A 15,399-nucleotide genomic window follows, 5' to 3' on the forward strand; every position below is an offset into this window, starting at 1 on the left:
ATCAATAAATCGAAATCCAGCAAACCAATACACCCCAAATGGACTGGCTTTTATTCTTCGTTTGTATATTGGCTACCTGGCGGATCACGCACCTGGTGCAAGCGGAAGATGGACCGTTTGACATGATTTTCAAACTACGCAAAATGATGGGCAACAGTCAGGTCGGTAAGATGATGGATTGTTTCTACTGTCTGAGTATCTGGACAGCCATACCTTCCGCTCTTCTCCTCGGCGACACCTGGCCTGTACGCATTGTATACTGGCTGGCATTATCCGGTGCAGCTATTATCATCGAACAACTGGTATCCGGGCACAAAAATCAATAGTCTGAGATTGAAAAACAGCCTTCCTTCCTCCGTATACTTCCGGAAGGAAGAGTCCTTAGATTTTCCTGCGTAAAAAGATTTCATTAACCCCAAAAATCGATTCTTTATGAGCGCAAATGAAAGAAAAACCGACGCCACCAAGGCCATCGGTCTACGGCAAAACCTTCACCTGTTACTACTGGAAAACCCCAACTACTTTGGCATCCAGGACAGTAACAGTATTTTCAATGAAAAATTTAAACCCGTTCTAAGTATCCTCAGCGACACTTTTTTTGAACAACTCACCTGTGTCAGCTACAAGCCGGACATACAAAGGCTGAGTGCCATCGTAAAAATAAAACAAGCCTCCGGATACAGTGGCGGCCCCTGTACAAAAGGTAGCAAAGAGTATGTGCGTTTCTACGCCAGTTACGACAATGGCGCTTCCTGGGAAGACGAAGGCATCACCGATTTTGATGCACACGACCTGGGTTATACCGATGACTTCTGTTATGAGCTGGCCATCCCCTTTGTTTCCAAAAGGAAAAGCTGTTGCGACAGAACACCCGTGCTGCCCCTCATCAGGGCCATCCTGTCCTGGAATAAGATACCTCCTGCGGGTGTACCCAACTGGCTGCCCAACTGGGGCAATGTGCTGGAAGCCAGGGTGCAGGCACCATCCAGAACTGGGTTCATCTGTTATCTTACCGGCGTATTCGGCCAGATAGATGTGAAGCTCAACGAAAAACAATACGAGCTGCTGGACCAGGCACTGATCACCCATGAATATACACCGGTCATCAGCAACAACCCGACTTTGATTGACATCAAACGGCAATATGGTAAAGAAGTAGAGGATGCCCGTATCGGGTATTCATTCGCCAATGATACCCTGAAAAACCAGGAGCTCCTGTCTGCCGACCAATACGAAGTATTTAAAAAATACAACCTCGATCTGAAGTCCATCCTGGATTTCATCAAACTAAAAAAATTTAATACTACCTATGAAGAAGTACACTGTGTAGGTCTGAACCGGAATTTTGATACCCTGAATGCAGCCATCGAAGTAAAAAAGAACGTGGGTTACTCCGGCAACTTATGTTCAAAAGGTTCGAGGGAATACCTGGCGTATTATATGGATTTCGGCGCAGGATGGGTGTTTATGGGTACCACTTACGTTACCGTTCATGACATCCCCATTCCGCAAGGCGGCCTATGGTACAATGCACCGCTGCACATCTCGCTCGACAAATACCAGAAGGCCTGGTGCATTACCGGTAAAGCCAAACTGCGTGTAGTACTTTCCTGGAACCTCGTTCCCCCGGTAGATCCAAACTGGGTGGCACCATGGGGCGACTGGGAAGAATGCAATGTAGAAATTAAACCACTGCCTTCCGGTGTAGACCCTGGAAACTTCAAACCATTTATTGAACTGGTGGGCGGTATGCCGGTAAGTGATATTAATCCTATTAATAAAAATGCTTACGGTTTGCATACGCTGGGATTCGTTGCCAATAACAGTCCGTTTGCGGGCAACACCACTTTCAGAGGATTGTTCTTTAACCAGAGTACCCACAGTTACAAATACAAGATCCTGATCACAGCTCCGGGCGGATCAGAACATCCGGTAATGGATAAAGTTAACTTGCACACGGATACTTTTGGTATCATCTCTCCCCTGATTACGCTGATACCAGATGCAGCCGGATGGATTAACTATCTCGCCAATCCTGCTACCAATACGGTGATTGTAGATAATTACTTTGGCGCCTACACCCCTGCTGTTGACGGCGTTCATAGTGTAAGACTGGAAGTATGGGATCTGAATACAGGCATTATTTACTATAGCAATGCGGTGGACTTCAATGCCAATGTAGCTGGTCCTGTAGTGGCTATTGCCATTACCAGCGGCGCCGGTAATTGTGGTAAATTCCTGCCGGGAGATGTTATGGAAGGTACTTATTCCATCACCGATTCCGATTGCGGCGGTATGACCATTTATGTAACACCGGGTATACCAGGTGCTGTATTTGACATCGACGGTGTTCCGGGTGTGTCTGCACTTTCTTATACTGGCGGCACATTGCCGAGCAGTGGTCAGTCAGGAACCTGGAAGCTGCATATGCCAGCTACCACTGTTTCCTGTGGTTATAATATCTGGATCCAGGGTAATGACAGAAGTATTGTAGGCAGTTCCCAGCTGGGACATTACAGTTATGGTCTGCAAGGTTTCTGTGTACTGGATAAAAAATAAAACATTCATTCATTACAAGGCTCCGGGTGTAAATCCGGAGCCTTAAAATCTTTTTTTATGGGTTGTTGCGGCAATAAAAGGGCTGGCCTGATCCGTCAGAAAGCAATTACGCCTTTCCCTGCACCTGAAACCTGGCCACAGGAGCCATTTAACGAGGAAGACGTTTTTACCTTCCAATACATGGGCAATAGTATGCTTTCTACTACCGGACAGATTACCGGCAAAGAATACCGCTTTACAGGAAAAGGCGCTGTGTTGTGGGTAGACAAAAGAGACGCGCATTTCCTGGAAGAGGTGCCTAACCTGCTGAAACTGGACTAGGCCGTTTCGGTGGCAGGAATGCCTGGATCAATAGTGCAAACAATACAGCCATGATACACCCGATAGCATTGAGCCACAGGAAAGATACCTGCTCCAGCCAGTACATGATCAACACCACCGCTTCTGCAGCTATTGCACCCCAGAAAGTGGCAGTGCCCCCTACTTTTTTCACATAAAAAGCCACCATAAAAATACCGAGCGTAACACCGTAAAACCAGGACCCCAATATATTCACGGCTTCTATCAGGCTGCCCAGGCCGCTGGCAAACTGTGCTACCACGATACAGAACACCCCCCATATCAGTGTGGAGAACCTGGATATTTTGAGATAATGCTCCGGCGTAGCTTCTTCATTGTACAAACGCTTGTATACATCAATCACCGTGGTAGATGCCAGTGAATTGAGGGCTGCGGCAATACTGCCCCACGATGCCAGGAAAATGATGGCGATCAGCAAGCCTACTAATCCTTTTGGCAGACTGTTTACAACAAAATGTAAAAAGATATAGTTAGTATCATTCGTATCAGCGGTAGGATCTGCTTTTTTGATTAGTGTCAGGGCTTCCTGTCTTACTGCTAGTGCCTTGTCGTCTGTTTGCAGCAGGGCTTCTTTAGCTATCGCCACCTGTGCGGCATCTTCCGATTCCAGTGCCGCCGCCAGCGTTTTTACCTGTTGTTGTTTGATAGTCCCCAACGCATTATATTCTCCTTCCAGCTGTGTAAGTGCAGGCCCTTGCTCGGTGTTATGCACCTTCGCCAGTTGACCTTCATTAAAGAAGATAGGCGCCCGGAAGTAGAGATAAAATACAAATACCATCGCACCAATCAGCAGGATCACAAATTGCATGGGTACTTTTACCAGTCCGTTCATTAATAAACCCATCCGGCTTTCTCTCACAGAGCGGGCCGTGAGATAGCGCCCCACCTGCGACTGATCAGTACCAAAATAAGATAGTGCCAGGAAAAAGCCCCCTATCAATCCACTCCAGATATTATATTTATCCTTCCAGTCGAACTTCGTTACAATCACATTCAGTTTATCCATTTTGCCGGATACGTGCAGGGCTTCTTTCAGTCCGATATCAGGCGGTAATAAATGCACCACCATCCAACCCGCGAGGAACATGCCCCCGAAGATGATGAACAGCTGCAATGTTTGTGTATAGGCTACCGCACGGGTGCCTCCTGCAACCGTGTAGATGATCAGCAATCCACCCATGACCATATTGGTCCAGTAAAGGTTCCAGCCAAGCAGGGAAGACAGGATAATGGAAGGCGCGCAGATACTGATCCCGGTGGACAGTCCGCGTTGAATAAGGAACAATGCGGATGCAAGTGTGCGTGTTTTCAGGTCAAAGCGTTGCTCCAGAAATTCATAAGCCGTAAAAACTTTCAGCTTATGAAAGATCGGAACGAAGGTGATACAAAGCACCACCATAGCCAGTGGCAGACCAAAATAATACTGCACAAAACGCATCCCGTCCGTATAAGCCTGACCGGGTGCGGAAATAAATGTGATGGCGCTGGCCTGTGTACCGATGATAGACAACAATATGATGTACCAGGGCATAGACTGGTTGCCCAGGAAATAGCTATCCATATTCTGCTTTCCACGGCTTTTCCAGATACCATATAATATTATAATCGTGAGCGTGGAAATGAGCACGATCCAATCTAATAGACTCATGAATACGTTTTGGTGAATAAGTAGAATACAATGATTAATATCAGTAGCCACGCTACTACGACTACGTACCAGTAGCCCCACGATGGAAACAACGGTGGTTTCTCGTCATGCAGGTCTTTATCTGTCATGGTAGAACAGGAATTACAGGTTATATATTTATTTGAGGATTTTTTTATTTACTTATTTAGAGATTTAAATCACGTTATGTTGTTTAAATTTCTAAATAGGTAAATAAAAAATCTCAAAATTTTAATTATTGCTTTTGCCCCAGAGGCTACCGGTAAGAAAGCCCAGTCCCACCCCTATCAGCAAACCGATATGCACTCTTTTGATACCAAATCCGATCAGCAGTCCGAGGACAATGCACAGTACGGCAGCTATTCGCATCCTGGGACGGTTTTCTACATGTTTACTACTCATCTTCCTTAGACACTATTTTTTTTCAGAAATCAGGTTTACAAATAAACGATACGCGCCAGGCACCCCTGCAGGCAGCTGCCGGAAAAATGACAAGCCGGTGTATACGTATCTGCCTTTGCCATATGTTGCAATGATCGTAGAGTTATCCAGTGGGGATTCTCCTTTATCATGCATGCTGAATAGTTTATTGTAAGACTTATCGACGTTCACCGGGTAATATAACCCACGTTCCTGCACCCAGCCATTAAAATCACCGGCGGTAATATTATTGGGATAATGCAGCACCGGATCTTTCGGATCAATGAAGGTGACGGCCGCATTTTCATCTGTGACCCTGTCACGGGAAAGACTGAACGGGAACGGCCCCAGGTCGCTTGTGACCAATGGGCTGCTGACATTGTATTGTATGAGCAGTGTTCCGCCGTTACTCACATATTGCATCAGGTGAGGCTGCCAGTATTTCATGCGGGGATTGATATTGTAAGCACGCACCCCTGTGATGATCGCATCATACTGTTCCAGGTGTCCGCCCATAATATCCTTCTCTCCCAGCTCAGTTACATCATAACCTACCTGTCGCAGGGAAGCGGCGACCATATCACCGGCACCCGGAATATATCCCAGTTTGTTGCCGTTGTGTTTCAGGTCTACCGTAACAAGCCGTGCTGCTGCCGGTGGAAACAAGGTGATAACCGGAATATGATCATAGCGGATCTGCTGTATTCCTTGCGTGTAGTCTTTGCCGTTACAATTCATTACTACCGTAAACGTATCTACGTAGTTGGCAGTGGCCGCTTTCACCGGACTGATATTGAACCGGAGTTCTACCTCATCCCCTTTCTTCGCCAGTTGATATGGCAGGCTTGTTTCCTCCACACGGAAGCCGGTGGGCAATTGCAGTCTTACCGTGCCATGCACGCCATCAGCCATGGCCTGGAGTTTTACAGGAATGGCCTGTGGTTTATTATCAGTAAAAATGTATACCTGGTTATTTAAGTCGCCTGTTACCGGCGGTGCAATGGCCAGTGGTTCATACAGCTCTCCTTTTACAGGATCCGTGTATTTATATTGCAGCGGGCGGTTCAATACAAAATCCTGTCCTTCGATCTTCAGCCTGATCTGTGCCTGCAACGCCGGAATATTTTCCGGGTTGCCCACCAGCAAAGGATCTTTGATGATATAAGTACCTAAAGGATGTGATTCAGATAACCAATAGGGCTGTGATTCCGGTGTATTAGCCGGCACCTGGAGTGTATTGGAAATGCTGGTAAACTTATTAAAAGATAATTCCTGTGAGGGAACAATATTATTTTTTCCTGGAAGATCGATTTGTTGCAGGGTTACTTTTAACCGTCCCCTGTTGATCAGCTGCACGGTTGCTTCCATATTATACCCCGGCACTACCGTTGGCGAAGCACTGTAAGCTTCTACCCACAAGCCTGCGCAGGCATAAATGAGCTGCTCCGTTTCTTTGAGTTTGAGATTACGCCAGTAACCTTCCGGCAATGCCTGGATGGTTTTACGGATCTCCAGCAGCGTAGGTACGGAAGCGGCGGGGTCTTCCATCTTATAGGACTGTATCACTTTATTTACCAGTGTTTCTACCGCATTACCACCGGGAATGCGTGACCAGCCGGTATTTACGCCATCCAGCAATCCTTCTTCGGGGGTATCGCCTTTGATGGTTGCAAAATATTCATAAGAACTTCCACGGCCAGCGGAAACGCCAAACCCCTGGCTCTTATGCTGGGAGCGACTTTCAGCGGCTATCTCTCCATAACCCCTGCCAAGCAGGTAATTGAAGGCGCCTACATCTAACTTAAACTGATCGTTTGATATCGTGTTGGTACTGCCAAAATTAAAGGTATTCCATAACAGGCGTTTGGCCTGCCAGGCCTTTACATATTTCAATTGTTCCGGGTAACGTTTGGGATCAGCGGCGGCGGTATAGGCTTCCGCAGCAAGCATCGCAGAGGCAGTATGATGCCCATGACCTGCACGGCTATCCGCAGGGAAACGACAGATGATAACATCCGGTTGAAATTTGCGGATCATCCATACTACATCTCCCAGGATCTTTTCTTTATCCCAGATAGTAAAAGTTTCTGTTGGATTTTTGGAGAAGCCAAAATCCTGTGCACGGGTAAAAAACTGTTCCGCCCCATCGATACGACGTGCAGCCAGCAACTCCTGTGTACGGACCAGCCCCAGCAACTCAGATTGCTCATTGCCTACCAGGTTTTGTCCGCCATCACCACGGGTGAGCGACAAATATCCCGTCCTGTATAATTTTTCTTTGGCCAGATAAGCCAGTAAGCGGGTGTTTTCGTCATCAGGATGAGCGGCCAGGTATAGCACGCTACCTAAAGTGTCCAGCTTGTTGAGCTGTAGTTTTATGTCGGCTGCATTCCATACGGGTGAAGGCTGTGCCATAGCAGGCAAGCCCGCTACCACCAGTAGAAATAAAGCCAATACGGTATAGATTCTTAAAAACATGTGCTATTGAATAATTTACAAGTAGGCAAAATAGTAATTTATTGCCCAAGATTTACCAAGATTATAAAGATTATGAGGATTTACAGGATTGATAAGATAGATTTAAGCGAAGGTACCTATATAGTTTTTCCGATAATCCAGGTCATTCTACTATACCAATCCTGTAAATCTTCATAATCTTTATAATCTTGGTAAAAAAAGGTCCCGGTGATTCACCGGGACCTACACATAATACATAAGCAAAAACCAACCAGTTTGCAAAAACCAATTATTAACAAAGGTGAGGTTTAGATTAATTGTAACCTTCGTTCTGCTGGTGGCGTATATTTGGATTGGCATCCAGCTCCCTTTGCGGGATGGGTAAGATTATCTTTGTACCGGGCAATGCCACGGCAATTGTTTTATTACTTGCCAGGTACTTCGTAAAAGATGCAGTGGTACGTACCAGGTCAAAAAGCCGGTGCCCTTCAAAAGCAAGCTCCTTGCGCCTTTCCATGGCAATGGCACGCAGCAGCGCAGGACCGGTAGCCACAACAGGTATTGCACCAGGATCGGCCCTGCTTACAATACGGTTCAGATCTGCCTGTGCCTGGGGATCTTTTTCCAGGTGAGCCCGTGCTTCCGCACGGATCAGGTAAAGTTCCGCCAGTCGTATTACCTTGATACCTTCACTGAACATGGTCACATCTTTATATTTAGTAATGATGTTCGCCGGATTCTCACCGCCGTTACCCGCTCTTTTATCACGCTTCAGAAAGCCCAGCCGCACATCTTTCGCTGCATAAATATTAAATAGGTCATCTGTTGCCAGTACATCGCCGTAACCATCCTGGCTGAACATATAACTGAGTGCATCTGCACCGCGGTTATCTACCGGTGTATTGATGACTTCAAAGATCGTTTCGCTGTTGCCTGTTTTGCTAAAATCAGCTGTCAGCGCCTCGCTCTCCAGCAGCTTATATTTATTTTCATTTATCACGGTATCCGCATACTTTTCGGCGCCTGCCCAGTCTTCTTTATATAATAACACCCTCGACAGCAACGCTGCAGCCGAATAAATATTTATGCGACCGGAAGAAAAAGCAGTGCTTTTACTTTCTTCAAACCTGCTGATGGCTGTTCTCAGATCACTGATGATCTGATCATAGGTTTGTTTAGCGGTGCTGCGTGATGGTGATTGAACAGAATCGATGTTCGTTGTGGTCACCAGTGGTATGCCCATGTGCGATGCATCCGCAGTACGGTTGTAAGGCTGTGCATACAACCTGGACAGATCAAAAAACACCAGCGCCCTGATGGCATAAGCCTCTGCAACGATCTGTTTCGCTTCCACACTATCTGTTGCTGCGGGCAGCAGGAAGATATGCGGGCCATACTGAATCACCATATTGGCGTTGGCTACCACACTGTATAACAGGTTCCAGGTATCCGTTGTGTACACGTCATTAGCGGTAACAATATACTGGTCCTGGTTGCGGTAGCGATTATTGTTGATTACACTGATAAATCCATTATCGGCGCGCAGATCCGGTAATAACGGTACGGTGCGGCCATAATAATTTTCATTCTGCATCAGGGAATACACGCCGCTGATAGCTGCACGCAGTCCCGGTAAATCTTTAATAGCATTCTTCGTTTCTGTCGCTTGTTCCGGTTTCAGTTCCAGGAAATCCTTATTACAACCGGCCACCATGCCGGTTAGCAATACCAATACCAATACGCAATATGTATAACGTTTCAACATTGTCTACATTAAAAATTTATATCCACACCTACCAGCAACGTTTTAAATACCGGTGGACGTTGATCATAATCCCCTGTTACCGGTACTTCCGGGTCCATTGTCAGCTGTTTATCTTTTACAAAAGTCCATAGATTATTGGCTCTTGCATACACCCGTACATCGTTGATACCCGTCCTTGCCAGGTATCCTTTGGGCAGATTATAAGCCAGCAACAAATCTCTCAGCCGTATAAAACTGCCATCATATAAAAACCGGGATGATGTCTGATTGCTCAATCCTGTTTGCGTACCACCATACACTACTTTCGGAATGTTGGTATGGTCGCCGGGTTGACGCCAGCGGTTTTCATAGATCAGGCGCGACATTTTGGAGGTTCCTCCAAATCCGCCGCTGCCGTCAGATTCCGTGAAAGCGCCCCAGTTATCATATACTTTATTACCCCAGTTATAAAAGAACTGGAAGCTCAGGTCGAATCCTTTGTAACTCAGGTAGTTGGTGACACCCCCATAAAACTTTGGTAGCGCACTACCCTGATTGAAACGTTGTGCTTCGCCATAAACGTTGGTGGTGGTGGTTTTTGTAGCATCCTTATACCATAGCGCCTCTCCTGTTTGCGGATCTGCGCCGGCATATCCAACGAGGAAGAACTGGTAAAAATCTACCCCTACTTCCCGCTTATAAGTATAAGTACTGGTGATCGGGTTATCCAACTTCGTAATCCTGTTATTTAAAGTAGAGAAGTTAAGATCTGTTCTCCAGGAGAACCCTTTCTCTTCTTTTTCAATGATGTTACGGGAGGAAAGTGAAATCTCCAGACCGCTGTTCCGCATTTCTCCGTTATTACGGAACACAGTGGTGATACCGTTTGTGGACGATACCGGTACATTGAGTAACAGGCGGGAAGTGATCCTGTTGTAGTATTCTACGGTACCGGATATACGATTTTTAAGCAGTGCAAAATCAAGTCCTGCATTGAATGGTTTATTCTGTTCCCATGTAAGATAGGAATTGGGGTATTGACTTAGCACATACCCCGGTTTCCCATCATAATCGTTTGCCGGATTGTATAACGACAAAGAAGCATAATTATCAATAGCCTGGTTTCCGTTGCTGCCATAGCTAGCACGTATCTTTAATTCGTTTATTCCTGGGATGTCCTGCAAAAAAGATGCTTTATAAATATTCCATGCAGCGCCCAATGACCAGAAAAAAGCACTCCTCTTGTCTCTTCCGAAGCGTGATGACGCATCACGGCGGATAGAGCCGGAGAGATAATATTTTTGTTTGTAGTTGTAACTTGTATTTAGTAATACGCCTGTTAAAGCATTTACGGCATTCACAGAAGAAACAAATTCGGGGGTTGATGCATCTGCGAGCTGCTGCATGCCTGGCAGGAAATTAGTAGCTGCAGAGGAATTGCCCGTATTTGTTGTCTTTTGCGCTTCATAACCTGCGAAGGCATTTAATCCATGATAGCCCCATTGCCGGTTGAAACGCAGGATGTTGGTAGATACCCAGTTGTTCCATAAGCTGTTATTGACGGAGGCACGGCCATTGGTATTTCTGCCATCACCAAATTCCGGTGAATAGAAAGAATTACTGCGCGCATAGTTTAAATCCAGGCTGATCTTCGTTTCAAAAGTGAGAAAATCGGTGAACCTGTATTTGGCGCCGGCGCCACCCAGCAAACCATATATAGTGCCGGTACGCGTAACACCATTCATGATGGCTACCGGATTGAATGTACTGTTGTAACTGAAATCATAAGAACCATCGTTGTTGTAAACCTTCAGCCAGGGCTGTACCCGTGCGAGTGAGCGAACCGGGTTGGCCAGCAGGCCCTCATCGCCTACGGCATTTGCACGCTGATAGCCGAGCGACAGGTTCACATCAAAAGAGAGCCTGTCGGTAGCATTATTGATGAGATTCATTTTGCCCGTCAGCCGTTTGTAGTCTACGCCTCTCAAAGCAGATTTAGAATCGTAGTAACCGCCGGACACGTAAAATTTTGTTTTTGCATTTCCGCCTGCGGCGGATAAATTAGCCTGGGTAAAACCACCATGACGGGTAAGTACATCTATCCAATTGGTATTAACGGTTGTATCTATACCGCGGGCCTTGATTTCCTGTTGAAATCCTGCTTCGCCGGTACCATCCGCCTTATTGGCCCAACCCTCCCGCAGCAGTTCCATCATCTCACTGGTATTAAGCGGATAATTTTTCTTTGCGATGGTGAGCTGGTTGGTACCACGTTGTACAGATGCGTCGATCTTTGTTCTTCCTGTACTGCCGGTTTTCGTTGTGATCAGGATCACGCCATTGGCAGCACGGGAGCCGTAAATAGAAGCCGCCGCTGCATCTTTCAACACAGAGATGGATGCAATGTCAGCACTGTTGATACCGGCCAGTGAGTTCACATTATAATCTGTGAGATCATCTGTAACTACCGGTACACCATCTACTACGTAGAGCGGCGAACTACCCGCATTGATAGAGCCTATACCCCGGATACGGACGCTGGGCACAGAGCCCGGCTGACCGGAGCCATTGGTGGATTGCAATCCCGGTACATTTCCCTGTAAACTTTCCTGGAAGCTGCTACGTGGTGCTTTATCATAAAGAGAAGCATTTACTGTAGTAGCTGAACCTGTCAAAGAACCTTTTGTTTGAACACCATAGGCCACCACTACAACTTCATTCAGGCCCCTGGCATCATCCTTTAATATTATATCGAATTCCTTTCGATCATTTATCGGTACCCGCTGCTCTTCATAACCAATGAAAGAGCAGATCAGCATGGCATTTGAGGGTGCTTCCATTTGAAATTCCCCACTGCCATCTGTGGTAGCGCCTTTGTTTAAACCAGCAATACGCACTGTCACACCAGGCAATGGATGCCCGGTAAGATCTGTTACGCGACCGCTGATATGTATGCCTTCCATCACTGTGTTTCCCGGAGCAATAGCTATCAGGTTATCAGAAAGATGTTTAAAAGTCAGACCCGTATTCTTCAGAATTTTGTTCAATACGTCTTCTAATAATTCATCTTTCATATTAACAGATATCCTGCTGTTGGCTGGCAGCAGATCATTCCGGTATACGAAACGACAATTGCTTTTCTGTTCAATCAACTTCAACAGGCGGATTAAGGGCATTTCATCTGCTTTCACGGAGAGACGCGCATGTTGACCATACACATCACTGATCCCGTGTAAACAGGTAAAAAGAATAATAAAGGATACCAATTTCATTTTCAGAACAACTTTTCCTATTGTTTTCGTATGCAAAAGGATTACATAATGTATGATTTTTTTCCATACATTTATGGTTGTTAAAGGTCAATAAAACGACGACAGGACTGCATTGCCAAGTGAAGTAATCTGCCGTTGGATCTCAACAAAGGGTAAATGTTTCCAGCATTTGCCCTTTTTTTATGCAATTGGTATCTTTTTTTTGTTGTACGTAACCTATTATGGGTTAATAAATACTTCATTACCTGTTATACGGCAATGGAATGATGTTGTAACCTTCAGTGCTTCCAGTATTTCAGGAAATGATTCATTTTTAAAGGTGCCGGTAAAATGGTAATTCTTTAATTTATTATTAGTCAGATGTATTTTGATGTCGTACCAACGTTCCATTTTCAGCGCAATATCTTCGAATCTTTCATTGTCAAATACCAGGATGTTATCACGCCAGGCTGTTTCGCCGATCATGTTATCTTCCGGAAGCTGTTTTATATTTTCTATACTATATCCCAAACCGGGTCTGGTATTGCCTTCCTGGGTTCCCCGGATAATTATTTTCTGATTGGGTGCCAGTCTTATCCGCCGGCTGGCATCATGATGAGGTGTAACTTCTACCACACCGCTGATCAAAGATGTTTCTGCGGTTTTATCGCCAGGGTAAGCCTTTACGTTAAAGGAAGTACCTAATACCTTCACTTCCATGGTACTGGTGCGGATGATGAAGGGTTTATCAGCATTCCGGGCTACATTAAAAAATGCTTCTCCTGACAGGAACACTTCCCTGGTGCCTTTTTTGTTCATGGCAGGATTGTAGGTTAATTTGCTGCCACCGTTGAGCCATATTTCAGAACCATCCGGAAGTACTGCTTTTGAGCGGGAGCCGTTGTGGGTCTGTATTTCTGCTATCTCGTCTTTTTTCGTTTCCCCATCTTTGTTCATTAGCAGGAATATACAATAGCTACCCAGCATTACTACCAGCAGTGATAATACTGCCATAACCCCTATCCGGCTTTTTGCCTTTGGCGCCGGGGGGACTACCACCGGGATCACCGGGAGGTCTTGTGGAAAAGCTGCTTCCATTTTCAGGAGATGCTTTTCCAGTGCAGCGGTTGTTTTTTGGGTCCACTCATCACATGGCGCCGGCACCTGCCAGCTACTTAGCACAGAAAATTTATATCGTAACTCAGGGAATTGCTGCAACAGTTCTTCCAGTTCACGTAGCTCCGCCATCGTGGCTTCACCCGATACTTTCCTTCCCAGCAATAACCATATTCTTTCCTGTTCCATGTTGATGATACAAAAGCATGATTGTATATAGAAGGACAAGCTGTATACAGAAATCTACTACTCCGGGTAAAAAAAAATAAATTATTTTGATTTGATGAAGGACAGGTTAATCGCTTCGCTGATCTTTTTCAGCGCCTGGGCCATGTGTACGTCGATGGTATTAACAGATATATCCAGGATCTGGGCTACTTCCTTATATTTCAGGCCGTCTTCCCTGATCAGTTTAAAGATCATTTTTCTTTTGGGGGGCAACATATCGATGGCAGCTTCTATTTTCCTGACCATTTCGCCGGAAATAAAGATCTGTTCGGGTGTTGCGTAGCTGACACTAAAATCCACGGCTAGTTCATCCAGGCTGAAATGGGGCGTACGTGCGGCTTTCGTTAAGTAGTTAAGGGCTATATTTTTTGTGGAGACATACAGGTATACATTCAGGTTTTCCACCTGCAGCAGGCGCTCGCGGTTTTTCCAGATATTCATAAATACATCTGAAGCAATTTCCTCTGCTGATTCCCACGATTTTACAATAGAGTAAGCAAATTGGCTGAGTGGCTTATAAAACAATCTGAACAGGGCTTTGTAGGCCTGTTCATCTCCCAGCGAAGCTACCCGTTCCACCAGCAATTGTATATTCGCTTCTTCCCTCAATGACTTAGTTTTTAGTCGGAATTAAGTGATTAAAGATACTGAGTAAAGTGGGAATTTTATATTTTATCTGTTTTTTAGGTTTAATCACTATCGTCTTTTTATAATGGAAGGCAAGGTAAAACGCTGTTATAACCGGAACGGTCGTACGTTGTTATGGCGGACTGAACCTTTTGCCTATTTCTTGAACATAAAGAACACAGCGCCTATCAAAAGAATAAAGGATACGAGGTAGTTCCATCTCAACGGTTCTTTCAGGAAAAAAATGGCGAACAGGCTGAATACTGTTAGCGTCACTACTTCCTGGATCGTTTTCAGCTGAAAACCGCTGAACCCTTCCTGCGCACCGAACCTGTTGGCCGGTACCATAAAGCAGTACTCAAAAAAGGCAATTCCCCAACTGATGAGGATCACTTTCCAGAGTGCTGTATCCTGGTATTTCAAATGTCCGTACCAGGCGAAAGTCATAAAGGTATTGGAAACAAGGAGCAGAAGAACAGTGCGCATAATGCGAAATTATTTATTTGTTTATTTCTTCTATAAGTGAGCCGGGAATAATAATGGGTAACAATGCGTTGTGCAGGAATGTTCCTTTAAATGTAGCAAACATTACTCCTCTTGTAGTAGATAAGGAGGTGCTGTGCAACGTTTCTATCAGTTGTTCCGGCATATCCGGCTGGCCGGAAGCATTTATTTTTACCACCTCGTCAAAATTATCGATGGTATAAATGGAGCTGACAGTAATGGAACCCAGCAGGTGATGTATATTTTCATTGGCTACATCCACTTTTACGATAACAAACAGCAGTCTTTTTTCTTCATCTGCTTTGCTGGTAATATTTAGATTGAAATTGAAGCTGGTCAATGCAGGCCGATCACCAGGATAATGAATAGTGTTATCCAATAGTTCGATTGCTTTGAGTGCCAGGTTAACCGGCTCCACTTTTACTATCTGTGTTTTCTTTTGCATGGCGAATATTAATACGGGGAAG

General features: G+C 45.4%; 13 protein-coding genes. 3 read left to right on the top strand and 10 right to left on the bottom strand.

What is annotated here, in order from left to right; all coding sequences use genetic code 11:
- Nucleotides 1-38 precede the first annotated feature (38 nt).
- From ABQ275_RS10155 to ABQ275_RS10165, 3 genes are all read left to right on the top strand, one after another.
- A complete protein-coding gene (locus tag ABQ275_RS10155; RefSeq protein ID WP_349318183.1) occupies nucleotides 39-326 on the top strand; it encodes a DUF1360 domain-containing protein in 288 nt (95 codons plus the stop codon).
- Nucleotides 327-432: 106 nt separating this feature from the next.
- On the top strand, nucleotides 433-2,559 hold the full coding sequence (locus ABQ275_RS10160) for a hypothetical protein (RefSeq protein ID WP_349318184.1): 2,127 nt from the start codon (nucleotides 433-435) through the stop codon (nucleotides 2,557-2,559).
- A 57-nt stretch (nucleotides 2,560-2,616) separates the two neighbouring features.
- Complete coding sequence (locus ABQ275_RS10165; protein WP_349318185.1) at nucleotides 2,617-2,880, top strand: hypothetical protein; 264 nt, start codon at nucleotides 2,617-2,619, stop codon at nucleotides 2,878-2,880.
- Here ABQ275_RS10165 and ABQ275_RS10170 read toward each other — a convergent pair.
- The 10 genes from ABQ275_RS10170 to ABQ275_RS10215 all read right to left on the bottom strand — a co-directional run bounded on the left by ABQ275_RS10170 (nucleotide 2,858) and on the right by ABQ275_RS10215 (nucleotide 15,377).
- Complete coding sequence (locus ABQ275_RS10170) at nucleotides 2,858-4,567, bottom strand: sodium:solute symporter (protein ID WP_349318186.1); 1,710 nt, start codon at nucleotides 4,565-4,567, stop codon at nucleotides 2,858-2,860. The genes ABQ275_RS10165 and ABQ275_RS10170 overlap by 23 nt on opposite strands.
- Nucleotides 4,564-4,695, bottom strand: coding sequence for a hypothetical protein (locus tag ABQ275_RS10175; protein WP_349318187.1), 132 nt, complete (start codon nucleotides 4,693-4,695; stop codon nucleotides 4,564-4,566). Before ABQ275_RS10175 ends, ABQ275_RS10170 begins: the two co-directional genes overlap by 4 nt.
- A gap of 121 nt (nucleotides 4,696-4,816) precedes the next feature.
- Nucleotides 4,817-4,987 carry a hypothetical protein gene (locus tag ABQ275_RS10180; RefSeq protein WP_349318188.1) on the bottom strand — a complete coding sequence of 57 codons (171 nt, stop codon included), beginning with the start codon at nucleotides 4,985-4,987 and terminating at the stop codon, nucleotides 4,817-4,819.
- A gap of 12 nt (nucleotides 4,988-4,999) precedes the next feature.
- The gene (locus tag ABQ275_RS10185; protein WP_349318189.1) at nucleotides 5,000-7,483 is read right to left on the bottom strand and encodes a PIG-L family deacetylase; all 2,484 of its coding nucleotides are present in this window, start codon (nucleotides 7,481-7,483) and stop codon (nucleotides 5,000-5,002) included.
- A gap of 292 nt (nucleotides 7,484-7,775) precedes the next feature.
- Nucleotides 7,776-9,227 carry a RagB/SusD family nutrient uptake outer membrane protein gene (locus tag ABQ275_RS10190; protein WP_349318190.1) on the bottom strand — a complete coding sequence of 484 codons (1,452 nt, stop codon included), beginning with the start codon at nucleotides 9,225-9,227 and terminating at the stop codon, nucleotides 7,776-7,778.
- 8 nt (nucleotides 9,228-9,235) lie between these two features.
- Nucleotides 9,236-12,478 carry a TonB-dependent receptor gene (locus tag ABQ275_RS10195; protein ID WP_349318191.1) on the bottom strand — a complete coding sequence of 1,081 codons (3,243 nt, stop codon included), beginning with the start codon at nucleotides 12,476-12,478 and terminating at the stop codon, nucleotides 9,236-9,238.
- A 219-nt stretch (nucleotides 12,479-12,697) separates the two neighbouring features.
- A complete protein-coding gene (locus tag ABQ275_RS10200) occupies nucleotides 12,698-13,762 on the bottom strand; it encodes a FecR family protein (RefSeq protein ID WP_349318192.1) in 1,065 nt (354 codons plus the stop codon).
- A gap of 81 nt (nucleotides 13,763-13,843) precedes the next feature.
- Nucleotides 13,844-14,410, bottom strand: a complete 567-nt coding sequence (locus ABQ275_RS10205) for an RNA polymerase sigma-70 factor (RefSeq protein WP_349318193.1) — start codon at nucleotides 14,408-14,410, stop codon at nucleotides 13,844-13,846.
- A 174-nt stretch (nucleotides 14,411-14,584) separates the two neighbouring features.
- A complete protein-coding gene (locus ABQ275_RS10210; protein WP_349318194.1) occupies nucleotides 14,585-14,914 on the bottom strand; it encodes a DMT family protein in 330 nt (109 codons plus the stop codon).
- A 13-nt stretch (nucleotides 14,915-14,927) separates the two neighbouring features.
- Nucleotides 14,928-15,377 carry a hypothetical protein gene (locus ABQ275_RS10215; protein WP_349318195.1) on the bottom strand — a complete coding sequence of 150 codons (450 nt, stop codon included), beginning with the start codon at nucleotides 15,375-15,377 and terminating at the stop codon, nucleotides 14,928-14,930.
- Between the last annotated feature and the right edge of the window lie 22 nt (nucleotides 15,378-15,399).

Origin of the sequence: Chitinophaga sp. MM2321 (assembly GCF_964033635.1) — a bacterium.
Lineage (GTDB): Bacteria > Bacteroidota > Bacteroidia > Chitinophagales > Chitinophagaceae > Chitinophaga.